Consider the following 25,091-nt stretch of genomic DNA (forward strand, 5'->3'; position numbering starts at 1 on the left):
GTCGGGCTATGACCTAGGTCATGGCGCACCGCCCCCCCAGCCCGGCATCCTGGGGCGCGGGAGGTGACCGAATGACGCGCGAAACGGTGCTCGACGTTCGCAAGATCCCGCCGCCCCAGCGGCACCCGCTCATCTTCGAGACCTTCGACGCCCTCGAGGCCGGCCAAGCCTTCGAGCTGGTGAACGACCACGACCCCAAACCCCTCTACTACCAGTTCCAGGCCGAGCGCCCTGGCCGGTTCTCCTGGACCTACCTCGAGGCAGGCCCCACGGTCTGGCGGGCCCGCATCGAGAAGCGGTAAGGGAGGCCCCCGTGGTCCGGCCCGAGATGAAGGTCAGCGAGGTGCTCCAGCGGTGGCCCGAACTCCTCGAGGTCCTCGTAGAGGCCAGCCCCGCCTTTCGGCGGCTCCATAACCCCTTGTTGCGCCGGACCATGCCCCGCCTCGTGACCGTGGCCCAGGCCGCGCGCATCGCCGGGATGCCCCCCGAGACCCTCGTCTCCCAGCTGAACGCCGCCCTGGGCGTGGAGACCAAACCCATGGAGATGCCGATCGCAAGCGATTCCAAGCTCCACACCCCCCCACCCCCCTGGCTCCAAACCCCTGTGGGCGCGCACCTCGACGTGCGCCCCATCCTCGAGGCCGGCGAGGAACCCTTCCCCAAGATCATGGCCGCGGCCCGCACGGTGAAGCCGGGAGGACGGCTGGTGCTCGAGGCGCCCTTCGAGCCCCTGCCGCTCTACCGCGTGCTGGCCAAGCAAGGGTTCAGCGCTTGGTGCGAGCAGCTCGGGGCGCAGCACTACCGGGTGCACTTCTACCGAGAACCCCTTCCAACACAACCCGAACCCACGAGCTCCTCCTCCGAACCGCTCACCGAAGCGGACTGGCAGGCCCACCACGCCGAGCTCACCGTGGACGCGTCCTGGGAACCGCCCCTGCCCATGCAGCGCATCCTGGAGGCCCTCGCGGCGCTCGAGCCGGGCCAGCGCCTTCTCGTCCATCACGTCCGCCGGCCCATTCACTTGCTCGCGCGGCTCGAGGCAGAGGGGTACCGGTACGCCCTGCGCGACCTTGGCCCTGGCCGGGTCGATCTCCTCATCGAGAAGCCCCGGTAAAACAGCTTCCCTCGCCTGGCCCAGGGGTGTGCTAGGCTTTCCCTATGCGGTTCTTGACGGCAGGGGAGTCCCACGGTCCACAACTCACCGGTGTCATTGAAGGCCTACCCGCCGGGCTTCCGCTCACCCCGGACGAGATCAACCCCTGGCTGGCCCGGCGGCAGGGCGGGTACGGGCGTGGCCGGCGCATGGTGATCGAGACCGACCGGGTGGAGATCCTGTCCGGCGTGCGGAACGGACGGACCACCGGCGCGCCGGTCACGCTCGTGATCCACAACGCCGACCACCGGAACTGGCAGGACATCATGGACCCCGCCCCAGGGTCCTGGCCCAGAAAACGCGCCCTGACCGCAGCCCGTCCTGGCCATGCGGACCTCGCGGGCGGTATCAAGTACGGACACAAGGACCTCCGGGACGTGCTCGAGCGCGCCTCCGCCCGGGAGACCGCGATGCGCGTCGCGGTGGGCGCGGTGGCGCACCAACTCCTCGCGGCCTTCGGCGTGGAGAGCGCCGCGCACGTGGTGGGCCTCGGCGGGGTGTGGAGCCAGACCCCCTTCGACTGGTCGCGCACAGCGGAGATCGAGGCAAGTCCCGTACGGGTCCTGGACAAGGAGGCCGAGGCCCGGATGATCGAGGCCATCGACCGCGCCAAAACAGCGGGGGACACGCTCGGCGGGGTGATCGAGGCCCGCTTCCGCGGCCTCGTGCCCGGCCTGGGCAGCCACGTGCACTGGGACCGGAAGCTCGACGGGCGCATCGCGCAGATGGTGATGTCCATCCCCGCGATCAAGGGCGTGGAGATCGGTACGGGGTTCGCGAACGCCATGCGGCCGGGCTCTGAGGTGCACGACCCCATCTACCGGGATGAGGCGCGGGGGTACTACCGCAAGACGAACCGCGCGGGCGGCCTCGAGGGCGGCATGACCAACGGGGAGGAGCTCGTGGTGCGGGCCGCGCTCAAACCCATCGCGACCCTGATGCGCCCCCTGCCCACGGTGGACGTCGTGACCCATGAGCCCGCCGACGCGGCCCGCGAGCGGTCCGACACCACCGCGGTGCCCGCCGCAAGCGTGATCCTACAAGCGTGCGTGGGGATCGTCCTCGCCCAAGCGTACCTGGAGAAGTTCGGCGGGGACACCCTGGACGAGCTGGTCGAGCGGGTGGAGCGCTACAAAGCGCACGTGCGGGCGTTCTGATGCGCATCGAGGTGCCTCGTCCCACCACGTGGGTGGCCCTCACCGGGTTCATGGGTGTGGGCAAGACGCGCATCGGACGCGAGCTCGCCCAGGAGTTGATGCTGCACTTCATCGATCTGGACCGGTACATTGAGCGCGAAACCGGCCTCAGCATCCCCGACATCTTCCGGTACCTGGGGGAGGCCACCTTCCGCCGCCTGGAGGCGGAGGCCGTCGCGGAGGTCGCGTCCAAACCCTACCTGGTGGTCGCGCTGGGGGGCGGGACCTTCGTGAACCCGGAAAACCGCCGCATCCTCCTGGCTCGAGGCCCGGTGGTCGCCCTCTGGGCCAGCCCGGAGACCATCTACGAGCGGGTGCGCCGCCGCCCCGGCAAGCGCCCGCTGCTCGCGGGCGAAGCGCCCCTCGAACGCATCCGGAAGCTGCTCGCGGAGCGTGAGGCCGCCTACCGCGAAGCGCCCATCCACGCCTCGACGGACCAGCGCGCCTCGCGCGAGGTGGTCCAGGAGATCATCGAGAAGCTCTGGAGGTGGCGTGAAGCTCAAGGTACGTGAACCGCCCTACACCGTACACATCGGCCGCGACCTCCTGCGCGAAGCGCAAATCTCGGCCCGGCCCGGCCCCAAGGCGCTGCTGTATGACCGCGCGGTCGAGGCCTTCGCACTCAAGGTCGCCGCCGCCCTCGAGATCCCCCACCGTCTCGGCATCCCGGGCGGGGAGGCGGCCAAGACCCTGGAAGGCTACCGCGCCGTCCTCTCGTGGCTCGCTGGGCTCGGCGTGCCGCGCGACGCGACGCTGTACGTCGTGGGGGGCGGCACGCTCACCGACCTGGGGGGGTTCGTCGCCGCCACCTACCTGCGGGGCATTGCGTACGTCTCGTGGCCCACCACCACCCTCGCCGTGGTGGACGCCAGCGTGGGCGGCAAGACCGGGATCAACCTCCCCGAGGGCAAGAACCTCGTCGGCGCGTTCCACGCCCCCGCCGCCGTGTACGCCGACCTCGAGGCCCTCCGCACCCTGCCCCCCCACACCTTCAAGGAAGGCCTGGTCGAGGCCTTCAAGCACGGCCTGATCGCGGGGGAGCGGGCCCTCCTCGAGCCCTTCGCCCTCTCCCCCACCCACCCCGAGCTCGGGGCCTACCTGGCGCGAGCCGTCGCGGTCAAGATCCGGGTAGTGGAGGCGGACTACGCCGAGCGCGGCGAACGGCGGAAGCTGAACCTGGGGCACACCCTGGCCCACGCCCTCGAGGCCGCCACCCAACACGCCTTCTCCCACGGGGAGGCCGTGGCGTACGGCCTCCTGTACGCCGCCCTGCTGGGGCGCGCGCTGGGCGGCGCGGACCTGACCGGTGCGGCCGCGCGGCTTCTGGCGTGGCTCGAGCCGCGGCCCTTCCCGGACCTCGCCTGGGAGGCGCTCGAGCCCTTCCTGGCGCGGGACAAAAAGAAGCGGGGTGGGGAGGTGCACTGGGTGGTGCCCCTCGCATTGGGTAAGCTGGTGGTGCGTCCGGTAGAACGCCGTGTGCTCGAGAGGACCTACCGCGAGTTTTTGGAGGTGGTGCGGTGATTCTCGTGTTGAACGGACCGAACCTGAACCTGCTGGGCACCCGGGAACCCGAGGTGTACGGGCGCCTCACACTGGAGGAGCTCGAGGACCGGATCGAGGCGTGGGGGGCGGAGCTGGGGTTGAGCGTCGTGTGCCGCCAATCCAACCACGAGGGCACCCTGATCGAGTGGGTGCAGCGGGCCGAAGGGGAGGGGTTTTTGGGGATCGTGATGAACCCGGGGGCGTTGACGCACTACTCGTACGCCCTCTACGACGCGATCCGTGCCCAGCCGCTGCCGGTGGTGGAGGTGCACCTCTCGAACATCCACGCGCGCGAGGCGTTCCGGCGCACCTCGGTGACGGCCGCGGCGTGCGTGGGGTCCATCAGCGGGTTGGGGCCCCTGGGGTACCGGTACGCCCTGGAGTTCCTCGCGGAACGCGTCGGAGCCCAGCAGCCGTGAAGGCCCGGAGCGACGCCCTCCTCAAGCCCGCGCAGGCCCGCTACCTGGAGGGCCTGTTGCCCGAGCGGGACCCGGTAGCTCGCGCGATCGAGGCGCACGCCCGCGCGCACGGCGTGCCCATCGTGGACCCTGAGGTCGGGGTGTTCCTCTACATCGCGGCCCGCAGCGCGGGGGTTCGGCGGGCCCTGGAGATCGGTACCGCCACCGGGTACTCCGCCCTATGGATCGCGCGGGCGCTGCCCCCCGAGGGACGGCTCGTCACGATCGATATCGACCCTGAGCGTCAGGCCTTCGCCCGGGAACGTTGGCAGGAGGCCGGGGTCTCGGAGCGGGTCGAGACCCGGCTGGGCCCGGCCCTCGAGGTCCTCCCCACGCTCCAGGGGCCGTTCGACCTGCTCTTTATCGACGCGGTGAAGCAGGAGTACCGCGCGTACCTCGAGCGGGCGCTGCCCTTGTTGCAGCCGGGCGCGGTGGTGCTGGCGGACAACGTGCTTTGGAAGGGCCGGATCGCCGAGGGGCGGCGCGACGCGGAGACGGAGGCCTTGCGGGCGTTCAACGCCTTCGTAACCCGCCACCCGCGGCTGACCGCCCTCCTGCTTCCGATCGGGGACGGGCTCCTCTACGCCATAGTCCACTAGCGCGGATCGCACGACCGAGGCCCAACCCGGTATGAACCCGGACAGACACATGTGAGACCGAATCGATAAGAATGTGGGGACCACTCCAGGAGAGAGGAGGTCCCCACGGATGCAGCTTACCACGGTTGGCCGAGAGGTGTGGAGAGGGGCGAGGAAGGCCCAACAACTCACCGAAGCAGGGGCCGGCGACCCCAGGGTCCAGGCCCGCGTGCGAAAGCTCAAACAGGTCGCGGCGTTCAGGGAACACGGGGTGGACCGGCCCGAAATCCAGGAGCTGGTGGGGATCAGCCGGGCCACCTACTACCGTTGGAGAAAGAGGCTCAAGGCGGAGGGGCTCAAAGGGCTGGCCCCGAAACCCAAGAGGCCCAAGCGTCTACGACAGAAGGTTTACTGGACCCCAACGCTGCTGATCGAGATTGAAGCCCTGAGGAAACAAAACCCCACCTGGGGGCGCTGGCCGATCTGGCTGAGCTTGAGGAGGCAAGGCTTTGAGGTCAGCGAGCGCACCGTGGGGCGGATCCTGGCCTACCTGGAGGCGCACGGCCGGGTGGAAAGGGTAGCCGCCTTTCTGGCGCGGGCCCGGCGGGGAAAGGTAAAGAGGAAGACCCGGCGCCCCTACGCCCAGAAAAAGCCCAAGGGGTACGAGGTCCACCACCCTGGGGACCTTATCCAGGTAGATACCCTGACCGTGACCTTGGGCCCTGGGGAGACGATCAAGCACTTCTCGGCCGTCGACCTCTTCACACGTTTCTCCCTTGCGGAACTCCACACCAAAGCCACGGCCAACCTGGCGGCCAGCTTCCTGGCTCACCGGGTTGCGCAAGCCCCCTTCCCCGTCAAAGCCATTCAGGTTGACGGCGGAAGTGAGTTCATGGCCGAGTTTGAAGAGACCTGCCAACGCCTGGGCCTGCAGCTTTTCGTGCTGCCGCCCAAAAGCCCCAAGCTGAACGGGCACGTGGAGCGGATGCAGCGGACCTTTAGGGATGAGTTCTACACCCGACCCCTGCCGTCGAAGATCCCCGAGCTTCAACAAAAACTCGACGCCTACCTGGACCACTACAACCGAAGGAGACCGCACCGGGCCCTAAACGGTCTGGCTCCCCTGGAGTTCCTGGCTATGATGCAAGAGGAGCCGGTCCCCAGGGAGTCTCAGATGTGTTGGCCGACCACACGGTATTGACGCGAGGCGGGGGCACGCCCTATACTTCCCTCGGTGGCAGGGCCCCGTGGTGTAGTTGGTTAACACACCCGCCTGTCACGTGGGAGATCGCGGGTTCAAGTCCCGTCGGGGCCGCCAATCCACCCCCCTCCCTAGCGGAGGGGGGTCGCTATTTTTCGGAACGCTGTTCCTGAAGCGCCGCCCACACCACCTCCGAAAGGTGGCGCACCTTCAGGCCGGGCGCGTGCCGGCGCGCGCCCAGGTCCAGCTGCAACAAGCACCCCGGGTTCTCCACCGTGAGCACCTCGGCCCCACTCTCCTTGACCCGCTGCATCTTAGCCTCGAGCAACCGCATGGAGGTCTCGGTGTGCGTCAGGTTATACACGCCCGCCGAACCGCAGCAGTCCATCTCCCCCACAAGGGGCCGGTAGTCCGCGATCTCGGCCAGGACCGCGCGGGGCTCGCGGTACACTCCCTGGGCGTGGCAGGCGTGGCAGGCCTGCTGGTGCGTGGTGGCGAAGGGAAAGCGCACCCCTTCGGGCAGCCCCGCGCGCCGCAGGAACTCACTGAACATCACGGTGCGCGCCCGCACCCGCTCGGCGAGCGGCCCGTAGACCGGGTCGTCCTTGAAGTGCCGCGCGTACTTCTTGAGCTCCGCGCCGCACGCGGCGCAGTCCGTGAGGATGTAGTCCACCTCGAGGCGGCCGTAGTACTCGAGGTTCCGCTTCGCGAGGGCCTCGAACCCCTCGAGGTCGCCCTCCTCGATGTGGGGCGCGCCGCAGCAGGTGGTCTCGCGGGGGATCTCTACCGCGTACCCCGCGCGCCGTACGACCTCGACCGTGGCCCGCGAGGCCTCGGAGAAGACCAGGTTCATGACGCAGCCCAGGAAGAACGCTACGGTACCCCGCTCCTCCCCCACCGCCGGGAGGCGGCGCGGGTAGGTGAGGCGGAGCGCCAGGTGGATCGGGCGTTCCGGGAGGAGGGCCTCGGCGAACTGCAACTTTCCCAGGCCCAGCCGCTCGAGCAGGCGCGTGCGGCGCACGAGGCGCTGCAGGCCGAGCCGCTGGTACAGCACGAGCAGGAGGTTCGCGAGGTCCACGAGCCACGGGTAGTGGAAGAAAGCGAGGGCCCACTTGACGAGGGGGTTCGCGGGCCGGCCCGCCTGCAGGGTGACGCGCGCATCGAGGGCCGCCTCACCAGGCCGGACCCCCATGGGGCAGACGCTCTGGCAGGCGCGGCAATCCAGGCAGTCGTACGCGGCCTCGAGGACCGCCGCCCGGTCGTTCACCTGCCCCTGGGCGTAGGCCGCGTACAGCATGACGCGGCCGCGCGGGCTTTGAATCTCGAGGCCGGTCTCGCGGTACGTGGGGCACACGGAAAGACAGAGGCCGCAGCGCACGCAAGCCTCCGCGTCCCGTACCAACTGCTCGGGGTCGAGGCGGGGCATGGTAGACCCAAGTATACCGGTTAGAAAAGGCCCAGCGCGTCCAACCCCCCCGCCAGGTTGTAGACCTCGGTGTACCCCTCGGCCTCGAGGTACAGCGCGGCGAGCTCGCTCATGCGGCCGATCTGGCAGACGAGGAGGAGGGGGCGGTCCTTAGGGAGGTCGTGATCCCCCTGTTGGATGCGCTCTAGGGGCAGGTTCACCGCCCCGTCCAGGCTCCCGTGCGCGAAACGTTCAGGGGGACGCACATCCACGATCACGGGGTTCAGGGCCAGCACCTCGGGTAGGGTCTCCGGGGTCACGGTCTTCATCAGGGACCAGTCTACCAACGCCTGCCGCGGGCAGGCCGGCGGTTAGACTAAGGGCATGCTCGAGCGCCTCGAGGTGAAGAACCTCGCCGTTCTCGAAGCCGCCACGCTGGAGTTCGGTCCGGGCCTGACCGTACTCACGGGGGAAACGGGGGCTGGAAAGTCCATCCTGGTGGACGCGCTCAGCCTGCTCCTCGGCGTCCGGGCGGACCCGGGGCTGATCCGGCCTGGCGCTGAGCACCTGTTGGTCACCGCGTGGTTCGACGGGAGGCCGTTCAGCCGCCGGGTGGGCCCGGCGCGCAGCGTCCCCCGGATCGACGGGGAGGTGGTGACCTTGCGCGAGCTGGCCGAGGCTACCGCGGCGCGCCTCGCCATCCACGCGCAGCACGCGGCCCTCACCCTCGCCACGCCCAGAAGCCACCGGGCGCTGCTCGACGCCACCGTGCCCTCCCCGACACGGGCGGCCTACCGCAAAGCGTACGCGACCTACCGGGCGCTCCTGGAGGAGGAAGCCCGGCTGCACGAAGCGGCCCGGGAGCGCGAGCGGCGGCTCGACGTGTTGCGTTTCCAGCTCGAGGAGATCCAGAAAGCCAACCCCACGCCTGGGGAGGACGAGGCGCTGGCCGCCGAGGCCGAAAAACTCCGGCACCTGGAGGTGCTCCGGGAGCGGGTCGCCCTCGCCCTCCAGCGGCTCAGTGGGGAGGAAGCCGATGCGCTTGGCCTCGTCGGAGAAGCTGTGCGCGCTCTGCGCAGCGCAGCCCGACACGACCCAGCCCTGACGCCCCTCGGGGAGGACCTCGAGGCCGCCGCCAGCACCCTGTACGCCATCGTGCAGGAGCTGGAGCAGTACCTGGAGGACCTCGAGGCGGATCCCGCGCGGCTAGAGGCGGTTGAGGCGCGCCTGGCCTTGCTCGAGCGCCTGAAACGCAAGTACGGGGACTCCCTCGAGGAGGTGCGGGCCTTCGCGGAAGCAACGCAGCGCGAGATCGAACACCTCGAGACGGCCGAAACCCGCTTGGGGGAGGTGCGCCAGGCCCTCGCCGAGGCGGAGGAGGCCGTCTGGCAGGCTGGACAAGCCTTGAGCACCGCGCGACGCCAAGCGGCGCAAGCCCTCGAGGCCGCAGCGACGCGGGAACTCCGGGCGCTCGGCATGCCGGAGGCGCGCCTCGAGGTGCGGCTCGAGGCCCAGGAAGCCCCGGGACCGGAGGGGCTGGAGGAGGTGCGGTTCCTGTTCAGCGCGAATCCGAACCTTCCCCCAGCCCCGCTCGAGCGGGCCGCGTCGGGCGGCGAGATGAGCCGGGTGATGCTCGCGCTCGCGCTTTTAACAGGCTCCGAGGCGGAAACGGTCGTGTTTGACGAGGTGGACGCGGGGATCGGGGGCGAGGCGGCGTGGGCGGTCGCGCAGCGGCTCGACCGGCTGGCGGCCGAACGCCAGGTCCTGGTCGTGACGCACCTGGCGCAGATCGCGGCCCGGGCCGCCACGCACTACCGGGTGGTGAAGGAAGAGGGTCGGGTGCGCGTCGAGCGCGTCGAGGGGGAGGCGCGGGTACGCGAGATCGCGCGGATGCTTTCGGGCTCGTACTCCGAGGCGGCCCTCCGGCACGCCCGGGAGCTGCTCGAGGGGCGCCGGGCGGACGTGTAGCCCCGCCCCTCACGCTTTTTAGCGTAGGGGCCGGGTAGACTGGGGACGTGTACGCGCTGGCCCAGGCCCTTCGTGCGTTTAAGCGACACCCTACGAGCGCTTTAGCAACGTTCACCACCGCTACGGTCTCCTTCGCGTTGTTGTTCCTGGTGGGGTTGGTGTTGTGGAACCTGGACCGCGTCATCGCCACAATCCAAAGCGAGGTTGAGGTGGTGGCCTTCCTGCAGGACGGCACCGCCCCCGAAGCCCTGCTCGCCGAGGTTCGCCGCTGGCCCGAGGTGCGCGAGGCGCGGTTTGTGAGCAAGGAGGAAGCGCTCGCTACGCTGCAACTGGACTACCCGTACCTCGCGCAGGCAAGCAGCCTCATCGAGAACCCGTTACCCCACACGCTGCACCTGCAACTCACAGATCCCGCGCAGGTGCGTCAGGTCGCCGAGCGGCTCGCCCGCATGCCCGGCGTGGCGGACGTGGAGTACGGCGGCGAGATCACCGAGCGTCTCATCCGCTTGCTGCACGGACTCCGGGTCGGAGCGAACGTTTTGATGTTGCTCCTCGTCCTCGACACCTTCTTCAGCGTGATGGGCACGATCCGCCTCTCGATCGAGAACCGCCGGGAGGAGCTGCGCATCATGCTGCTCGTGGGCGCCACCCGGCAGTTCGTGCAAGCGCCGTTTCTCCTCGAGGGGCTGCTCCTCACCTTGTCCGCGGCCCTGATCGCGCTCGCGCTTGGGAATCTCGCCTACCGCGCGGTCTCGGAAGCGGTTCAGGAACTCCTGCCTTTCGTCCCGGTCCTGTCCCGCGAGGACCTTCTCGCCGCCTCCGCCAGCCTGCTGCTCCTCTCAACGTTCATCGGGTACTTCGGTGCGTGGCTCTCCAGCCGCAGCCACATGCAGGACTCGGAGATATGAAGCGCCTCATCCTCGCCCTATTCCTCCTCCTCCCAGGCCTCGGCCTCGGTCAGAGCCTGGAGGCCTTGCAACGCGCCCTCCAGGAAGCCGAGCAACTCAAGCAACAACGCCTCCATGAGACACGAGCCTTGGAGGAGGCGCTTGCCCAGCTCGACGCCGAAAGCCGCGCTCTCGCTGAACGGCTCGCCCAGACCGAGGCGGAGGTCACGCGGCTCGAGCGAGAACGCAAGACGCTCGAGCGCGAAATCGCCGCGCTCGAGCAGCAGGTGGCGCGGGTGGAGGGGCAGATCGCCGCCGCGGAGACGCGCTTGCAAACCCTCAAGGCGCGCATGCAGCAACTGGTCCTCACGCTACACCGCGAGCGGGCCGGCCGGTACCTGCCTCTTTTGCAGGCGCGTTCGTTCACCGACCTGATCGTACGGGCCCGCTGGATTCAGTACCTGGGGCAGCGCGACGTGGAGCTGGTCGAGGAGTTAAAGGCGCTGATCGCGCAGCTCGAGGCCTCGCGGAAGCGGCTGGTGGCGCTCGTGCAGGAGTTGAACGCCAAGCAAGCCGAGCATACTCAACAGCTCCGCGCCCTCGAGGCTAAGCGCGGCGAGTATCAGGCCACCCTCCAGGCCCTTAATCAACGGAAAGAGGCGCAGCAGGTGCGGCTTGCCGAGCTCCTAAAAGCCCAGGAGCAGCTGGACCAGGAACTCGCCCGGCTGCAGCAACAGATCCAAGCGGAGCGGCGCCGCCTCGAGGCCGAGCGCCAAAAGCGCCAGGAGTCCGCGCGGCCCGTGGCCGCGGTATTTAAACCGCCGCAGGCGCTCGTTGGGCGTTTGTTATTCCCGGTTGCAGGGGGACGCATCGCGCGCGCTTACGGCACCGACGGGCAGGATTACGAGGAGATTCAAGCACCCAAGCCCGCCGCGCCGGTGCGCGCCGCGGCCGACGGGCAGGTCTTCGTGACGTTCTATTACGGGAACCTGGGGTGGCTGGTCATGATCCAGCACACGGACAACCTGTACACCCTGTACCACAACCTCCAGGACCCCCTCGTGGAGATCGGGGAGCGGGTTGAGCAGGGACAGCTGATCGGGTACCTGGGTGGAGGTGCCCTGATTCCTCCGGACGTGCTGTGGTTCCGGGTAGCGCTCGAGCAGGACGGGGCCTTCCGGTACGTGGACCCGGCGCTGTACTACTAACCCCACCCCGCGAAAGCACGTGGGGGTTAAACCGAAGGCCGGGCCGAAGCCGGCCCGGCGCTGGTGCAGGTCTCACGGTCACGGCCCAGGCTCGATCAAGCCGTAGTTGCCGTCCCGACGACGGTAGATCACGTTGATCTCATCGGTTTCCGCGTTGCGGAAGACGAAGAAGTCGTGCCCCAGAGCCTCCATCTGGATCGCGGCATCCTCGGGCGTCATGGGCTTCATCTCGAAGCGCTTGACCCGCACGATCTCCGGAGCCGGCTCTTCCTCCGTCTCGCTAGAAGGGACGGGCGGTACCGCAGCTTTCGCGTTCGTGGCACGCCGCCGATTCATCAAGCGTCCCTTAAAGCGCTTCAGTTGCTTCTCCAGGATCTCCACCCCGCGGTCAATCGCGGCGTACATATCCGCGTCGGACTCCTCAACCCGAATAATCCCCCCGGGCACGTTCAGTTGAAACTCCGCCTTGGCGCGGCGTTCGACGTGCGGGCTCCCGGCAACGGAGAGCACCACCTTAGCGTCAACAATGTGATCAAAATACCGGTCCAAGCGCGCGACTTTCTTATCGATGTAGTTCTTCAGGGCCTCGGTAACCTCGACGTTACGGCCAACGAGTTTGTAGATGTTCATGCTACCTCCCTTACCCGACTGTGCCTTAGCCCTATTGCCTCACCCCCATCTTAGCACCCCCACCCGGGACACTCCGCCCTACAGGTTGTACCGTGCTCCCTTCTCATCACGCACGATCTGCCCGCTCCGCAGCACGATCGTCCGCTGGGGGTACGCCTCCACCAGCTCCCGGGAGTGGGTGGCCACCACGACCGTCGCGCCTCGAGCGTGGATCGCCTTAAAGACCTCGAGGATCGCCAGGGCGTTATCCGGGTCGAGGTTCCCGGTCGGCTCGTCCGCCAGCACGATCGAGGGGTTCCCGATGATCGCCCGCGCGATCGCGACCCGTTGCGCCTCCCCTACGGAAAGCTGGTACGGGTACGCCCGCTTCTTGTGCACCAGCCCCACGGTGCGCAGCACGCGGGTGATGCGGTCTCGCCACTCGCCCTTCGGCACGCCCAGCACCCGCAACACGAAGGCCAGGTTCTCCTCAACCGTTAGACCGGCGAGCAACCGATGGTCCTGGAACACCATCCCGATCCGCCGGCGGTGCTGCGCGATGCGGTTCCCCTTGAGCGTCTTGAGGTTCTGGCCGTTCACGTACACCGCCCCTGAGGTGGGATCAAAGCGCTTGAGTATCAGGGAGAGCAAGGAGGATTTCCCGGCTCCTGAATGGCCTACCAGAAAGACGAACTCGCCTTTTTTAACCTCGAGGTTGATGTTGTACAGCGCCAGGGTCTTCGTGCTGGGGTACTCGAGCGAGACCCGGTGGAAGTGGATCATGGCAACAAGTATAGAGGACAACCCTCTTCTCATGGGAAGCGGGTAAAATGCGCTTATGACAAAGCGTAGAGGTCTGCTTCTCATCGTCCTCGGAGTCTTTACCGCGCTGGTATACGCGCAGTTCAGCAGGCCCTCCGCCCCGGACCTGACGAGCAATCCTCACGGGCGGGCTCTGCTGGAAACGTTTGAGTTGATCAGTCAACAATACCTGCAACGCTTATCGGGTGAGGAGCTCGATAAGATCATTCAAGGCGGCATTCAGGGCATGGTGGAGGCCCTCGAGGATCCCTTCACCAGCTACAGTTCCCCCCGCATCGCGCAAACCCGGGAGGAGGACCTCCGCGGGGAGTTCTTCGGGATTGGCGTGGAGATCACCGCCGCGCGCGGGGACGGTACCGGTGCGCGCATCGTGAACGTCTTCCGCTCTGGACCCGCCTTCCGCGCAGGGTTGCGCGTTGGCGACGAGATCGTCGAGGTGGACGGCGAGGACGTCACATCCCTGCAGCTTTTGGACATCGTCGCTCGGATCCGCGGCCCACGGGGCACGACCGTGCAGCTCGGGGTCAAGCGCGGGGATAGCAACGCCACGCTCGTCTTCGATATCGTGCGGGAAAAGATCGAGATCGTCTCGGTAAGCAAGGCCATGCTGCCGGAGGGGGTGGGGTACGTCGCGATCGAGACCTTCGGCAACCTCAAGGTCACCGACCAGCTCGCGGACGCCATCCGCGCCCTGGAGGAAGAAGGAGCGACCAAGCTCGTTCTGGACCTTCGCGACAACGGTGGGGGCCTCCTCGACCAAGGCTGCAGCGTGGCCGACGCCTTCCTGGACTCGGGCGTGATCGTCTACACCCGCATGCGAGACACCACCCGCGCCTGGTGCGAGGCCTCACGGCGCACCCTCTGGGAGGGCCCCATGGTCGTTCTGGTGAACGGGAACTCCGCCTCCGCCTCGGAGATCGTGGCCGGGGCTCTACAGGACTATGACCGCGCCACGGTTATCGGCGAAAAAACCTTCGGTAAGGGCGTGGGGCAGAGCGTGTTCACCCTGGCCAACGGCGGCAAGCTCACCCTGGTGACCTTCGAGTGGCTCACCCCCCAGCGGCGTGGCATCAACCAGGAGGGAATCACCCCGGACCTCGTGGTGCGCGACACCCGCTTCCCCAACCCGATCGCGTTTGAGGGCACCGGTGCACCGCCCGGCGCGACCGTCACCCTAACGGTGGACGGCCGCACCTTCACCGCCGTCGCGGACGAGGAAGGCGCCTTCAGCTTCAGCGAAACCCTTCCCCCACGCCCCCGCTCCGACATCCAGGGCGAGGCAGCGCTCGACCTTGAGCGCGACGCGATCCTGAAGAAAGCCCTCGAGGTGCTCAAGGACCAGTAACCCCAAATCTTCCTCCAGGCCCCGCGCCTCGATCGAGGCGCGGGGCCTGGGCGTGGACGTAAAATACGGGTATGGAGATCATCGGGTTTCGTGGCGCTCCAGAGATGACGCTCAAGGCTCTGCAAGACGCGCTGAAGAATACGCACTTCCCCTCCTTGATCGTCACGCTCGTGACCGACTGGCAGGACCAGCGGGACCGCGCCCGGTACGCCCTGTTCATCCGCGGGGCCAAGACCCCCATCCTTACCGAGGATGCGTTCGGTCCGGCCTTCGGTGAACCCGGGCGTCGCGCCCTCGCGGAAGCGGTGGCGTGGCTCGAGCAAAAAGGCGTTCGCAAGTTCTACGAGGCCGTGCTTCCCCCCTCGGAGTACCAGGGGTTATTCGACCTCGAGCCGGAGACGGCCTACCGACGGTTGGTCGCGTCGGCGAACCCGACAGACACCGCGATCTACAGCGTGGCTTAGCTTCTGGCCCCCTTTTGGAAGGGGGGCCAGGGGCACCTCATTCCTTCAGGTAGCGTTCAAACCACGCCAGGATCTCCTCCAGGCGCTTCACGCGTCGGTCGGGCCGGCCCGCGCGGGAAAGTTCGTGTCCTTCCTCAGGTACGCGCAGGAAGCGGACAGGCACGCCGCGCTCCCACAAGGCGGTAAACCAGGTCTCGCCCTGGTCCACCGGGCAGCGGTGGTCTGCTTCCGCGTGCACCACGAGCGTCGGAGCCTGGACCCGGTGCACCAGGCGCAGCGGGCTCTTGTTCCAAAGCACCTCCGGGTCCTCCCAGGGGCTGGCCTCGAGCTGCAGCTCCGTAAAGCGCGGCCCGATGTCGGAAGCGCCCCAGAAGCTCGTCCAGTTGCAGATCGAGCGTTGCGTTACCGCTGCCTTGAAGCGCTCCGGATAGCGGGCGGTGAGCCAGTTCGTCATGTATCCACCGTACGAACCGCCCGCGATGCCTACGCGCTCCGGATCCACGGGGAAACGCGCCAGCACCGCTTCTAAAAACCCCATGAGGTCCGCCTCGTCCACCTCTCCCCAGCGGCCCGCTAGGTCGGCGTACTCCTGGCCGTACCCGGTCGAACCCCGGGGGTTCGCGTAGGCCACCGCGATGCCGCGGGCGCGAAGGAGGTAGAACTCGAGCATGAACGCGTGTCCGTACGCGGTGTGGGGCCCGCCGTGAATGTAGAGCACGAGGGGGTGGGGGCCCGCTCCTTCCGGGAGGAGGACCCATCCCTCGACCGTGTGCCCTTCGGGGCTCGTCCAGCGGAGCGGTTCCGGCGGAGGAAGGGTCCCGAGCGCTTCACGGTTCGGGTCAAAGAGCACCTCGTCCCCTAACGCCAGCACTGGGGGGTGCACCTGGCGTTCGCGCAGGGTGTACACCCGGTCCGCGTCTAGCGCGAAGGCCGCGATGTTCACCCCTTCAGGCGTGAGGGCGCGGGCCTCGGCGGAGGCCAGATCCAGGCGAATGAGGCGGCTGGCACCTTGAACCGTCGCGGTGAAGTAGACCGCGTCCCCTTGCGGGCTGAGGGCGAGGCGGTTCGGGTAGGCTCCGTAACGCGCGTCGCTGTTGACGGTGTTTCCGATCCACAGGTCAAGGCTTTCGGTGAGGGAACGGGCCGATCCGCCCGCCAGAGGCTGCCTGTACAGGGCGGGTTGGGTACCGCCTTTACGTTCCCATCCGTGCCCTATGAACAGCACGGCCTCCTCGTCCGGCGTGACCAGAGGGCTCAGGATCGGACCACGCCCCCCGCCGATCTCCTCCACCCGCCCCTCGCTGGGGTCCAGCCGGTAGAGCCGCGTCCGCCAACGCGCGCGTTCCCGAGCGTCTCCCGGAGCGGTGAAGACAATGAACCGCCCCGTGGGAGCCCAGGCGAGCTCCTGAACGTCCTGGGGGTGCTGGGTGAGGCGGCGCGGCGTTCGCTCCGCCTCGCTCCACAACCAGATCTGGCGTGGCGTTTCCGGAAGGAGGCCGGCCCCGTCGAACTTGAAGGGGAGGGTTTCGTACACCCGGGGCGCGTCCCGCTTGGGCGCCTCCCAGTCCCCCCGCGAAAGAAAAGCGATCCGCTTTCCGTCGGGACTGGGCCAGTACGCCTCCACCCCGGCCTTGAGGTGCGTGAGTTGTTCGGCCTCCCCGCCCCTGAGGTCCAGGCGGAACAGTTGGGGAACGTTCTTAACTCGCCTCAGGAAGTACACGTACCGCTCACCGTCGTACCGCGGGCTATAGGCTTCCTCCTGGGTGAGCAGGCGCAGGGCTCCGTCCCAAAGCGCGAGACGGCGCCGGTAGGCGGGAGGGCCATCCCCGTCTTGGTCCGGTCGGTGGATCTCGGTCAGCACGAAGAGGGGACGCCCCCCAGGGCCGAGGGTCAGATCCGATAAAAAGCGCAACCTGTACAGCACATCCGGACGGAGTTCGCTCATGCCTCCATCCTACCTGACCCGCGGGTCAGTCAGGAAGGGCGTGGGGCCACGGTGCCCCCGTGGCCCCGACGCAAGACAAGCAGTGGGGTTAAAGGATGTCGTCGCGGATGCAGGCCTTGTAGTGCCCAGGCGAGACCTCGCGCAGCTCAGGCACCACCTCGGCGCACTCGGGGATCGCGTAGCGGCAACGGGTACGGAACACGCAGCCCGAAGGCGGGTTGATCGGGCTCGGGATATCGCCCTCGAGCACGATCCGCTCGCGTTTGATCGTGGGGTCCGGCACCGGCACCGCGGAGAGGAGGGCCTCGGTATAGGGGTGCTTGGGGTTCCGGTACAGCTCGCGGCTGTTCGCGAGCTCCATCACCTTACCGAGGTACATCACCGCCACGCGGTCCGAGATGTACTCCACTACGGCGAGGTCGTGCGCGATGAAGAGCAGGGTCAGCCCGAGCTGCTCCTTCAGGTCCTGGAGGAGGTTCACGACCTGCGCCTGGATCGAGACGTCCAGCGCCGAGACCGGCTCGTCCGCCACGATGAACTCGGGATCCACCGCGAGCGCCCGCGCGATGCCGATACGCTGCCGCTGCCCCCCGGAGAACTCGTGCGGGTACCGCCGCATATGGTCCGGCGACAACCCCACCATCTTCAACAGTTCCGCGACCCGCTCGGTCCGCTCGCGCGGCGAGTTATACAGGCTGTGGATCACGAGCGGCTCCGCGATGATATCCCCCACGGTCATGCGCGGGTTCAGCGAAGCAAACGGGTCCTGGAAGATGATCTGCATCTTCCGGCGGAACGGACGGAGCTTCGCCTTGGGAAGCTTGGCCACGTCCGTGCCAGCAAAACGCACCTCACCCGAGGTCGGTTCGATCAAGCGCAGGATGGTGCGCCCGACGGTGGTCTTGCCCGAGCCCGACTCCCCCACCAGGCCGAGCACCTCTCCCTTCCGCACAGTGAAGGAGACGTCGTTCACTGCCTTGACGTGCCCTACCGTCCGGGAAAGGATCCCGCCCCGGATGGGGAACCATTTTTTCAGGTTCTTGACCTCAAGCAACGGGCTGCCGTTCGCGTTTGTCATCGTACGACTTCCTCCTGAATCTCACGCCAACGCACGCAGCGTACCATATGCCCGTCACCCGCGTCCTCCAGCGGGGGGATCTCGGTGTTGCACCGGCCGTCCACCATGTACTTGCACCGCGGGTGGAACGCGCAACCCGGCGGCATAAAGAGTGGGTTCGGCACGTTCCCCGGGATCGCCTCGAGGCGCTGTTTGTGCTCCGAAGCGAGGTCCAGGCGCGGCACGGAGTTCAACAGGCCCATCGTGTACGGCATCAGGGGGCGCTTGAAGATCGAGACGACATCCGCCTCCTCCACCGCGCGGCCGGAGTACATCACCACCACGCGGTCCGCCATCTCCGCCACCACACCGAGGTTGTGCGTGATGAACAGGATGGACATACCGATCTCTTCCTGGAGCTTCTTCATTAGCTCCAGGATCTGCGCCTGGATGGTCACGTCCAACGCTGTGGTCGGCTCGTCCGCGATCAAGAGGCTAGGGTTACACGAGAGGGCCATCGCGATCATCACGCGCTGGCGCATCCCGCCGGACATCTGGTGGGGGTAGTTCGAAAGGCGTTTCTTCGGCTCGGGAATTCCCACGAGGTCCAGCATCTCCGCGGCCAGTTCCAGGGCTTCCTTCTTGGTCTTCCCCTGGTGGAGCATGATAGCCTCCGCGATCTGATCCCCCACGGTGTACACGGGGTTCAAGGAGGTCATCGGCTCCTGGAAGATCATCGCGATGTCGTTGCCCCGGATCCGGCGCATCTCCGCCTCGGATAGCTTGGTCAGGTCCTTGACCTGCCCGTCCTTACCCCGGAACAAGATCTCCCCACCGACGATCTTTCCCGGCGGGTACGGGATGAGCCGCATGATGGAGAGCGAGGTCACGGACTTTCCCGAGCCCGACTCCCCCACGACCGCCAGCGTCTCCCCCTTGTCGATGTGGAACGAAACCCCATCGACGGCCTTAACGACCCCCTCGTCGGTGTAGAAGTGCACCTTCAGGTCGCGTACCTCGAGCAAGCGTTTTTCGTCCATTTCCATGCGCGCTCCTTACAGCTTAGCGTTTCGCACGTGGATCCAAGGCGTCCCGCAGGCCGTCACCTAGAAAGTTATACGCCAAAATGCTCACGAAAATAAAGAACCCCGGCAACAGCAGCCACGGCCGCGTATTGATCGCCGCGATCCCCTCGGCTTGCGCCTTGGAGAGGAGCAGCCCCCAGGACGAGGCAGGCTCCTGGATTCCAAGCCCCAGGAAGGAGAGCGCGGACTCTCCCAGGATGAAGCCCGGAATCGCCAAGGTCATCACCACGATCAGGTACGTGAAGGTCCCCGGTAGGATATGGCGGATCAGCACGCGTGCCTCGGAGGCCCCGAGCGCTGTCGCGGCCTGCGCGTACTCCATCTCGCGCAACTGCAACACCATGCTCCGGATCGTGCGCGCCAACCCTCCCCACCCCACGAAGGACAGGATCGTGATCACCAGGTAGAACGTAAAGACCGGGGGTAGGTTCAACGCGCGCATCACCCCCGCCAGGGAGATCAGGAGGTACAGGCCGGGAATCGCCGCGAGGACCTCGGTCGTGCGCATGATCACGTCGTCCAGGTCCACCCGCAAGCTGCCAAAAAGGAGCGCCCACACGATCCACAGGATGGCGCCCCCACCGATCACCGTAGCGATCCAGCGCTCCAGCCCCGCGGAGACCTGCCAAAACCCGGCGAGGGTCACGGCGAGCACCGCGATCGCCCCGCCCCAGAACAGGATCTGGAGCAGCAAGGTTACCCCGAAGAGCCACGGGCGGCCGTTCTCCAAGCTCTCCAACCACCCCTTCCTGAACGACGGGTGGAAGAAACCGCGGATGGCGTATAACGGCCTCCCGGCGTATAGGCCCGCTAACCCCCCGAAGAACACGCCGAGCACCAGGGCTAGGATCGTGGCGAAGATCCCAACGGTCAGGCTGACCCGCGCCCCGAACCAGATGCGACTGAACAGGTCGCGCCCGAAATCGTCAGAGCCCCAAAGGAAGATCTGTGCCTTCTCCTCGGTCACCCAAGGCCCGCCGAACAGGTGGAGGTCCATGGGGATCAACCCGAGGAACTTGTACTCGTACCCCCGCACGAAGAAGTAGATGGGGTACTTCTCGCTGCAGTCCTCCTTAAAAACGAGCTTAAAGGTCCTAAGGTCCCGGGTGCGCGTGACCTTACACACGTACGGGCGGGTTAGCCGGCCGTCCTCGGTACGCCAGTGAATCGGTGTGGGAGGCGCGAACTGCATCTTCCGGAAGCTTTTCACCTCCGGGTACGGCGCGATAAAGTCCGCGAACAGCGCCCCTAGGTACAAGAAGAGCAGCACCCAACCCCCAAGGCGCGCCAGGGGGTGGCGGCGGAACCGGATCCAAGCCATCTGCCAAAAGCTCCGGCTCTCCTCCCCAAGACCTTCACGAAGATGGGTGTTTACCTCCGCCATACCCCCTCCTAGCTATACCGGATCCTGGGATCCACCCAGGCCAAAAGCAAGTCGGAAAGCAGGTTCCCCAACATCAACAGGATGCTGCTGATCGCGATCAAGCCCATGATGACGTACTGGTCAATGCTAAACAACGCCTCGAGCAGCATCGGCGTGAGCCCCGGCCAGGCCATCACCACCTCGACCAGCCCCGCCCCGCCGATCAGGTCCGGAAGCAGGAAACCGATCTGCGCGACCAGGGGGATGATCGCGTTCCGCAGAGTGTGCTTATAGATCACCACCCGTTCCGAGAGGCCCTTGGCCCGCGCGGTGCGCACGTAGTCTTGGCTTAGGGTCTCGAGCATCTGGCCGCGCATCACGCGCACCAGCCCAGCCATACCCGCTGTGGCCGCCACGATCACCGGAGGAATGGCGTGCCAAAGGATGTCCAGCCACTGCCGCCACTTGGGGGCCTCAAAGAAATCCACCCCCCCGATCATCTGAGAGCGCATCCCACCGATCGGTAGGATCTGACTCCCGGAAACGTCCTGCAGCCACAGCGCGAAGTACAACATGAGGAGGGCAAAAAAGAAGTTCGGGACGGCCAGACCGAAAAACGCCAGGAAGGTGAGCACCCGATCCCCCAGCGAGTACTGGCGCAACGCGGAGTAGATCCCCACGGGGATCGAGACCGCGTAAATGAGGATCACGGACAGGACGACCAGGACCATGGAGTTCAGGATGCGGGGCTTCAGGACCGTCCACACGTCCGTCTGGTACGAGAGCGAAACCCCCAGGTACCCCTTCATGAGGCCCGAGAGCCACTTCGCGTACTGCACGGTGAAGGGCTGGTCCAGGCCGAACTGCGCGCGTAACTGCGCGATCTGCTCGCGCTCGTAGGAGGGGTCGAGCTCGAGACGGGTGACGAAGTCCCCCGGGGCCAGTTGGATCACGAGAAACGCCAAAAACGTTGCCCCGAAGAAGGTTGGGATCAACTGTAGCAAACGCCGTACCAGGTACGCTGCCATCGCCTCACCATAGCACGAGGGGAAGGCCATATGGCCTTCCCCTCGTTGTTTCGCGTTACTGATCGATGAAGACGGTCTCGATGTAGGGGAACTGACCCACGAAGCTGTTCAGGTCCTCCTCACCGAACACGCCGCCCAAGCGCTTCAGCCGCGCGGGGTTGTACGCACCGGCCACCGTGTAGATGAGGGGCAGGTTCTCCGCCACCACCTTCTGGAACTGCACGTAGATCTCACGGCGCTTCTCCTGATCGAGGGTGGTCGCGCCTTGCTTCATGAGCTTGTCGATCAGGATCTCGAAGCTCTCGAACTCGGGGCCGTAGTTCCACATGTGCAGCGCCCCGTCAAGTTCCCAGACGTTGCGGCTAAAGGCCGGTTCGATACCGTCCGTCAGACCAACCAGGATCGCGTCGAAGTCGCGGGTGTTCAGGATCTTGCGCACCAGCTCATTGAAGTCGATCGGCGTGAAGTTGACCTTGACCCCGATCGCGCGGGCGTCCTCGGCGAAGATCTGCGCGATCTTCTCGCGAACGTTGTTCCCTTGGTTGGTGAAGAGGGTGAACTCGAGCACCCGGCCCGAAGCGTCCACGAGCCAGCCGTCCTCGTTCTTGGTGCGGAAGCCGATCTCGGCGAGCAGCTCGGCGGCCCGCTCGGGGTTGAACTCGAACTTCGGCACGTCGTCGGTGAAGAACTGCTTCGCGGGGATGGAGATGGGGCTCCACTGCGGCTGGCCCAGCCCGCCCAGGGCGAGTTCGATCATGGACTCCTTGTCCATCAGGTGGGCCATGGCCTGGCGGAACTTCTTGTTCCGGAAGAGCTGGGCCTTCCAGGGATCCTCGTTGTTCCAGTTGAAGAAGATGAAGTTGGTGCCGAAGTTCACGTCCGCGTTGGGGAAGATCTCGGCGTCGAGGCGGCCGGAATCGATCCGCTCGATGATCTGCGCGACCTGGTCCGCGTCCGAGGCGGTGTAGATGTCCGTCTCGCCTGCGAGGAACTTCGCGAGGCTCGCGTTCAGGTCAGGCACCACCGTGAAGATGTAGCGGTCCAGATACGGCACCGCCCGCCCCTCCGGGTCCACGCCCCAGTAGTTGGGGTTGCGCTTCAGGACGATACGCTCACCCGGAACGAACTGCTCGAGCATGAACGGACCGCCGGAAACGATCTCGGAGGGATCCGTGCCCACATCCCACAGCTCGGTCACCCGGCCTTCCTTGTAGGCGGGCTCGAAGATGTGCTTGGGCACGATCGACCAGCCCTGGAGCAAGGCCGGAGCGAAGGGCTTGGGGAAGTCGGCCTGGACGGTGTAGTCGTCGATCTTGGTCCAGATGACCGGCGAGCCGTCGATGAAGAAGCTCGAGCGGGAGTTGGAGTTCACCTCCTCGTCGGCGTGCACTTGGGCGCTGAAGATCACGTCGTCCGCGGTGATCGGGGTGCCGTCGGACCACTTGGCGTCCTTACGGAGGCGGAAGACGATGGTCAGGCCGTTGTTCTTAACCTCGAAGGACTCGGCCAGCATCCCGTCAGGCTCGATGGTGTAGGGGTTGTAGCCCGTGAGCGAGGGGAGGAAGAGGTCGATGACGTTCGTCGAGGACGTTTCCTTGGCCACAAAGGGGTTGAAGGTTTTGGGATCCGAGATCGAGTTGACCCGGAAGTCGCCCCCCATCTTGGGGGTCGCGTCCGGGTCCGGACCCTGGAACACTTTCGGCTGCGCGAGCGCCGCGCCACCCAAGGCGAGTGCAGCCAGCAAGAGTACCGTCTTTTTCATGTTGCGTGCCCTCCTCATAACGCGTTAGTGTGCGTGCCCAAACCAAGGGTACAGGCCAGCCAGCGCGTGCCACGTAGCGCACCGCACCTCTTCCCCGGTTTGGACTCACTGCTAAGTTACCGATGATTGCCTTTAATGTCAAGCGATTATGCCGGGTTCAACAGAGGACCTCGCCGTGCATCCAGAGCAAGGCCGGGGGCGCCGCGGCGCCCCCGGCCCTCATCTCTCCCGGGTTAGCGGGGCAATAAACCGATGAGCAAGGCCAACACAGCGAAGGCCGCGCCCATCCAGACCGTGAGCCGGTACATCCCCCCGGTCACCCCGCGCGCCGCAAACAGGTCCGTCTGCCCCCCGAGCAGGTCTCCCCCGCCCGTCTTGGGTTCCTGCGCCAGCACCAGCGCCACCAGCCCAATCGCGATACCCAGGTAAACCAGAATCAGCAGCACGTACAGGATGTCCATTATTGTTCCTCCCCTATCGCGTCCTACTGGACGCTCCGCGCACCAACCAGGACTTTACCACGGGGCCCCACCCCGCACAACCGACTCCCTTCCCATAAAACGGCGCGCCCCGACCGCGTCAAGCTCAGGGCGCGCACCTAGTCCTGGTGCCGGGAGAGGGACTCGAACCCTCACGGCCTTGCGGCCAGCAGATTTTGAGTCTGCCGCGTCTACCAATTCCGCCATCCCGGCGGGAAGGCGGGCGAACCGCGCCCTCTACTATAGGGCGGACCCCCGCCAGGCGTCAACCGTCCCCTAAGACCTCGAGCGCCTTCCGGCCGATATCCTTGCGGTACTGTGCGTGGGGAAACTCGACCGCCTCTACCCCCCGGTAGGCCACCGCCAGCGCCTCCCTCAAATCACGCCCACGCCCCACCACCGTGAGCACGCGGCCGCCGGCCGTCACCAGCCCCGCGTCCGTGCGCCGCGTACCCGCCTGGAAGTACAACACCCCCTCAGGCGGCGCTTCGGGAAGCCGCACCGGCAACCCCCGGTGGGGATCCTGCGGGTACCCAGGCGCGGCCATCACCACCCCCGCTGCCGCGCCTTCCTCCCACTCCAACCGGCACTCGGCCAACCGCCCCTCGACCACGGCCTGAGCGAGTTCCACGAGGTCCGACTTCAACAAGGGCAGCACCACCTGCGCCTCCGGATCCCCAAACCGCGCGTTGAACTCGAGCACCTTCGGCCCGTCCGCGGTCAGCATGAGGCCGGCGTAGATCACGCCCTTGTACACCACCCCTTCCTCGCGCAGCCCGTTGAGGAGGGGCCGGAGGATCTCCCGCTCGATCCGGTCCAGGGTGGCCGCGTCCAAGGGGTACGGGCAGACCGCGCCCATCCCGCCGGTGTTCGGTCCCTGATCTCGGTCCAACAGGCGCTTGTGGTCCTGCGAGGGCAGCAGGGGCTTGATCGTCTCGCCGTCGGTGAGCGCGAGCACGGTCACCTCGGTGCCCTCGAGGTACTCCTCCACCACCACCTCGCCGCGCCCGGCCTCGTCCGGGTGCCCCAGGATGTTCGCCACGGCCTGCTTGGCCTGGTGCAGGTCGGTCGCGACCGTGACGCCCTTCCCGGCGGCGAGGCCGGAGTCCTTCACCACGATGGGCACACCGACGGCCTCGATGTACTCGAGCGCCTCGAGGGGTTCATGAAAGACCCGGTACCGGGCCGTGGGGATCCCGTACCGCTCCATGAGCGTCTTGGCGTAGGCCTTGGACCCCTCGATCATCGCCGCGCGCTGGAGCGGGCCGAACACCGGGATGCCGCGCGCGCTGAACACGTCCGCGATCCCCTCCACAAGCGGCGCTTCCGGACCGACCAGGACGAGGTCGATCCCCTCCCGCTCGGCCCAGTCGGCCAGCGTGTGGATCGTGCCGTCCCACGGCACGATCTCCGCGAGCTCGGCGATCCCGGGGTTGCCCGGCGCCGCGTACAGGCGCGTGACGCGCGGGGACTGCGCGGCCTTCCAGGCCAGGGCGTGCTCCCGTCCACCTCCACCAACCACGAGGACCTTCATGG

The 25,091-nt window shown here is 66.8% G+C and carries 24 protein-coding genes, 2 tRNA genes and 1 pseudogene; 14 read left to right on the forward strand and 13 right to left on the reverse strand.

Going from position 1 to position 25,091, the window contains the following annotated elements; genetic code table 11:
* The first annotated feature begins 71 nt into the window (after positions 1-71).
* The 9 genes and pseudogenes from MARKY_RS07760 to MARKY_RS07800 all read left to right on the forward strand — a co-directional run bounded on the left by MARKY_RS07760 (position 72) and on the right by MARKY_RS07800 (position 6,245).
* Positions 72-302: a DUF2249 domain-containing protein gene (locus MARKY_RS07760; RefSeq protein WP_013704323.1), complete on the forward strand. Its 231-nt coding sequence runs from the start codon at positions 72-74 to the stop codon at positions 300-302.
* A 26-nt stretch (positions 303-328) separates the two neighbouring features.
* Positions 329-1,114 (forward strand): DUF2249 domain-containing protein, encoded by a 786-nt coding sequence (locus MARKY_RS07765; RefSeq protein WP_052297212.1) that lies wholly within the window; start codon positions 329-331, stop codon positions 1,112-1,114.
* Positions 1,115-1,158: 44 nt separating this feature from the next.
* Complete coding sequence (gene aroC, locus MARKY_RS07770; protein ID WP_013704325.1) at positions 1,159-2,310, forward strand: chorismate synthase; 1,152 nt, start codon at positions 1,159-1,161, stop codon at positions 2,308-2,310.
* The gene (locus MARKY_RS07775; RefSeq protein ID WP_041658359.1) at positions 2,307-2,861 is read left to right on the forward strand and encodes a shikimate kinase; all 555 of its coding nucleotides are present in this window, start codon (positions 2,307-2,309) and stop codon (positions 2,859-2,861) included. Before aroC ends, MARKY_RS07775 begins: the two co-directional genes overlap by 4 nt.
* Positions 2,842-3,870 carry a 3-dehydroquinate synthase gene (locus tag MARKY_RS07780; protein WP_013704327.1) on the forward strand — a complete coding sequence of 343 codons (1,029 nt, stop codon included), beginning with the start codon at positions 2,842-2,844 and terminating at the stop codon, positions 3,868-3,870. The genes MARKY_RS07775 and MARKY_RS07780 overlap by 20 nt, the downstream gene beginning before the upstream one ends.
* A complete protein-coding gene (gene aroQ / locus MARKY_RS07785) occupies positions 3,867-4,310 on the forward strand; it encodes a type II 3-dehydroquinate dehydratase (RefSeq protein ID WP_013704328.1) in 444 nt (147 codons plus the stop codon). Before MARKY_RS07780 ends, aroQ begins: the two co-directional genes overlap by 4 nt.
* A complete protein-coding gene (locus MARKY_RS07790; protein ID WP_013704329.1) occupies positions 4,307-4,948 on the forward strand; it encodes an O-methyltransferase in 642 nt (213 codons plus the stop codon). The genes aroQ and MARKY_RS07790 overlap by 4 nt, the downstream gene beginning before the upstream one ends.
* Positions 4,949-5,057: 109 nt before the next feature.
* Positions 5,058-6,130, forward strand: a pseudogene (locus MARKY_RS07795) (integrase core domain-containing protein); the annotation flags it as partial.
* 38 nt (positions 6,131-6,168) lie between these two features.
* Positions 6,169-6,245, forward strand: a tRNA-Asp gene (locus MARKY_RS07800).
* Positions 6,246-6,276: 31 nt separating this feature from the next.
* On the opposite strand, the gene MARKY_RS07805 is transcribed toward MARKY_RS07800, so the two are convergent.
* Both MARKY_RS07805 and MARKY_RS07810 read right to left on the reverse strand, forming a co-directional pair.
* Positions 6,277-7,554, reverse strand: a complete 1,278-nt coding sequence (locus tag MARKY_RS07805) for a (Fe-S)-binding protein (RefSeq protein ID WP_013704331.1) — start codon at positions 7,552-7,554, stop codon at positions 6,277-6,279.
* Between the two features lie 20 nt (positions 7,555-7,574).
* Positions 7,575-7,862 carry a rhodanese-like domain-containing protein gene (locus MARKY_RS07810; protein WP_013704332.1) on the reverse strand — a complete coding sequence of 96 codons (288 nt, stop codon included), beginning with the start codon at positions 7,860-7,862 and terminating at the stop codon, positions 7,575-7,577.
* Positions 7,863-7,917: 55 nt separating this feature from the next.
* Here MARKY_RS07810 and MARKY_RS07815 point away from each other — a divergent pair, with 55 nt between their 5' ends.
* Genes MARKY_RS07815 through MARKY_RS07825 form a run of 3 tightly spaced genes read left to right on the forward strand, consistent with a single transcriptional unit; the run spans position 7,918 to position 11,596 of the window.
* The gene (locus MARKY_RS07815; RefSeq protein WP_013704333.1) at positions 7,918-9,501 is read left to right on the forward strand and encodes a DNA repair protein RecN; all 1,584 of its coding nucleotides are present in this window, start codon (positions 7,918-7,920) and stop codon (positions 9,499-9,501) included.
* Positions 9,502-9,548: 47 nt separating this feature from the next.
* The gene (locus MARKY_RS07820) at positions 9,549-10,409 is read left to right on the forward strand and encodes a cell division protein FtsX (RefSeq protein ID WP_013704334.1); all 861 of its coding nucleotides are present in this window, start codon (positions 9,549-9,551) and stop codon (positions 10,407-10,409) included.
* On the forward strand, positions 10,406-11,596 hold the full coding sequence (locus tag MARKY_RS07825) for a murein hydrolase activator EnvC family protein (protein ID WP_013704335.1): 1,191 nt from the start codon (positions 10,406-10,408) through the stop codon (positions 11,594-11,596). Before MARKY_RS07820 ends, MARKY_RS07825 begins: the two co-directional genes overlap by 4 nt.
* A gap of 78 nt (positions 11,597-11,674) precedes the next feature.
* Here the strand turns inward: MARKY_RS07825 and hpf are convergent, their stop codons facing one another.
* Together hpf and ftsE are read right to left on the reverse strand one after the other, a co-directional pair.
* Complete coding sequence (gene hpf, locus MARKY_RS07830) at positions 11,675-12,226, reverse strand: ribosome hibernation-promoting factor, HPF/YfiA family (protein ID WP_013704336.1); 552 nt, start codon at positions 12,224-12,226, stop codon at positions 11,675-11,677.
* A gap of 78 nt (positions 12,227-12,304) precedes the next feature.
* Positions 12,305-12,988 carry a cell division ATP-binding protein FtsE gene (gene ftsE / locus MARKY_RS07835; protein WP_013704337.1) on the reverse strand — a complete coding sequence of 228 codons (684 nt, stop codon included), beginning with the start codon at positions 12,986-12,988 and terminating at the stop codon, positions 12,305-12,307.
* A gap of 55 nt (positions 12,989-13,043) precedes the next feature.
* Between ftsE and MARKY_RS07840 the strand changes: the two genes are divergently transcribed.
* The gene (locus MARKY_RS07840; RefSeq protein ID WP_013704338.1) at positions 13,044-14,372 is read left to right on the forward strand and encodes a S41 family peptidase; all 1,329 of its coding nucleotides are present in this window, start codon (positions 13,044-13,046) and stop codon (positions 14,370-14,372) included.
* 71 nt (positions 14,373-14,443) lie between these two features.
* Positions 14,444-14,836 carry a DUF3197 domain-containing protein gene (locus tag MARKY_RS07845; protein ID WP_013704339.1) on the forward strand — a complete coding sequence of 131 codons (393 nt, stop codon included), beginning with the start codon at positions 14,444-14,446 and terminating at the stop codon, positions 14,834-14,836.
* 37 nt (positions 14,837-14,873) lie between these two features.
* Here MARKY_RS07845 and MARKY_RS07850 read toward each other — a convergent pair whose 3' ends face one another.
* From MARKY_RS07850 to purD, 9 genes are all read right to left on the reverse strand, one after another.
* On the reverse strand, positions 14,874-16,781 hold the full coding sequence (locus tag MARKY_RS07850; RefSeq protein WP_013704340.1) for a S9 family peptidase: 1,908 nt from the start codon (positions 16,779-16,781) through the stop codon (positions 14,874-14,876).
* Positions 16,782-16,869: 88 nt separating this feature from the next.
* Positions 16,870-17,859, reverse strand: coding sequence for an ABC transporter ATP-binding protein (locus MARKY_RS07855; protein ID WP_013704341.1), 990 nt, complete (start codon positions 17,857-17,859; stop codon positions 16,870-16,872).
* A complete protein-coding gene (locus MARKY_RS07860; RefSeq protein WP_041657962.1) occupies positions 17,856-18,878 on the reverse strand; it encodes an ABC transporter ATP-binding protein in 1,023 nt (340 codons plus the stop codon). Before MARKY_RS07860 ends, MARKY_RS07855 begins: the two co-directional genes overlap by 4 nt.
* Positions 18,879-18,900: 22 nt before the next feature.
* A complete protein-coding gene (locus tag MARKY_RS07865; protein WP_013704343.1) occupies positions 18,901-20,307 on the reverse strand; it encodes an ABC transporter permease in 1,407 nt (468 codons plus the stop codon).
* Between the two features lie 8 nt (positions 20,308-20,315).
* Positions 20,316-21,314: an ABC transporter permease gene (locus MARKY_RS07870; protein ID WP_041657964.1), complete on the reverse strand. Its 999-nt coding sequence runs from the start codon at positions 21,312-21,314 to the stop codon at positions 20,316-20,318.
* Between the two features lie 55 nt (positions 21,315-21,369).
* Complete coding sequence (locus MARKY_RS07875) at positions 21,370-23,076, reverse strand: ABC transporter substrate-binding protein (protein ID WP_013704345.1); 1,707 nt, start codon at positions 23,074-23,076, stop codon at positions 21,370-21,372.
* 233 nt (positions 23,077-23,309) lie between these two features.
* Positions 23,310-23,537 (reverse strand): preprotein translocase subunit SecG, encoded by a 228-nt coding sequence (gene secG / locus MARKY_RS07880; RefSeq protein ID WP_013704346.1) that lies wholly within the window; start codon positions 23,535-23,537, stop codon positions 23,310-23,312.
* Positions 23,538-23,681: 144 nt separating this feature from the next.
* Positions 23,682-23,768, reverse strand: a tRNA-Leu gene (locus MARKY_RS07885).
* 52 nt (positions 23,769-23,820) lie between these two features.
* On the reverse strand, positions 23,821-25,089 hold the full coding sequence (gene purD, locus MARKY_RS07890; protein ID WP_013704347.1) for a phosphoribosylamine--glycine ligase: 1,269 nt from the start codon (positions 25,087-25,089) through the stop codon (positions 23,821-23,823).
* Positions 25,090-25,091 lie beyond the last annotated feature (2 nt).

The sequence above is a fragment of the Marinithermus hydrothermalis DSM 14884 genome (assembly GCF_000195335.1).
Classification (GTDB): Bacteria; Deinococcota; Deinococci; order Deinococcales; family Marinithermaceae; genus Marinithermus; species Marinithermus hydrothermalis.

Coding starts and splice junctions, on each gene's coding strand:
- MARKY_RS07875 (WP_013704345.1), bottom strand. CDS start 23,076: ATGAAAAAGACGGTACTCTTGCTGGCTGCACTCGCCTTGGGTGGCGCG.
- MARKY_RS07855 (WP_013704341.1), bottom strand. CDS start 17,859: ATGACAAACGCGAACGGCAGCCCGTTGCTTGAGGTCAAGAACCTGAAA.
- hpf (WP_013704336.1), bottom strand. CDS start 12,226: ATGAACATCTACAAACTCGTTGGCCGTAACGTCGAGGTTACCGAGGCC.
- MARKY_RS07765 (WP_052297212.1), top strand. CDS start 329: ATGAAGGTCAGCGAGGTGCTCCAGCGGTGGCCCGAACTCCTCGAGGTC.
- MARKY_RS07870 (WP_041657964.1), bottom strand. CDS start 21,314: ATGGCAGCGTACCTGGTACGGCGTTTGCTACAGTTGATCCCAACCTTC.
- MARKY_RS07865 (WP_013704343.1), bottom strand. CDS start 20,307: ATGGCGGAGGTAAACACCCATCTTCGTGAAGGTCTTGGGGAGGAGAGC.
- MARKY_RS07805 (WP_013704331.1), bottom strand. CDS start 7,554: ATGCCCCGCCTCGACCCCGAGCAGTTGGTACGGGACGCGGAGGCTTGC.
- MARKY_RS07810 (WP_013704332.1), bottom strand. CDS start 7,862: ATGAAGACCGTGACCCCGGAGACCCTACCCGAGGTGCTGGCCCTGAAC.
- MARKY_RS07845 (WP_013704339.1), top strand. CDS start 14,444: ATGGAGATCATCGGGTTTCGTGGCGCTCCAGAGATGACGCTCAAGGCT.
- MARKY_RS07860 (WP_041657962.1), bottom strand. CDS start 18,878: ATGGACGAAAAACGCTTGCTCGAGGTACGCGACCTGAAGGTGCACTTC.
- ftsE (WP_013704337.1), bottom strand. CDS start 12,988: ATGATCCACTTCCACCGGGTCTCGCTCGAGTACCCCAGCACGAAGACC.
- MARKY_RS07850 (WP_013704340.1), bottom strand. CDS start 16,781: ATGAGCGAACTCCGTCCGGATGTGCTGTACAGGTTGCGCTTTTTATCG.
- MARKY_RS07760 (WP_013704323.1), top strand. CDS start 72: ATGACGCGCGAAACGGTGCTCGACGTTCGCAAGATCCCGCCGCCCCAG.
- secG (WP_013704346.1), bottom strand. CDS start 23,537: ATGGACATCCTGTACGTGCTGCTGATTCTGGTTTACCTGGGTATCGCG.
- MARKY_RS07815 (WP_013704333.1), top strand. CDS start 7,918: ATGCTCGAGCGCCTCGAGGTGAAGAACCTCGCCGTTCTCGAAGCCGCC.
- aroC (WP_013704325.1), top strand. CDS start 1,159: ATGCGGTTCTTGACGGCAGGGGAGTCCCACGGTCCACAACTCACCGGT.
- purD (WP_013704347.1), bottom strand. CDS start 25,089: ATGAAGGTCCTCGTGGTTGGTGGAGGTGGACGGGAGCACGCCCTGGCC.
- MARKY_RS07825 (WP_013704335.1), top strand. CDS start 10,406: ATGAAGCGCCTCATCCTCGCCCTATTCCTCCTCCTCCCAGGCCTCGGC.
- MARKY_RS07840 (WP_013704338.1), top strand. CDS start 13,044: ATGACAAAGCGTAGAGGTCTGCTTCTCATCGTCCTCGGAGTCTTTACC.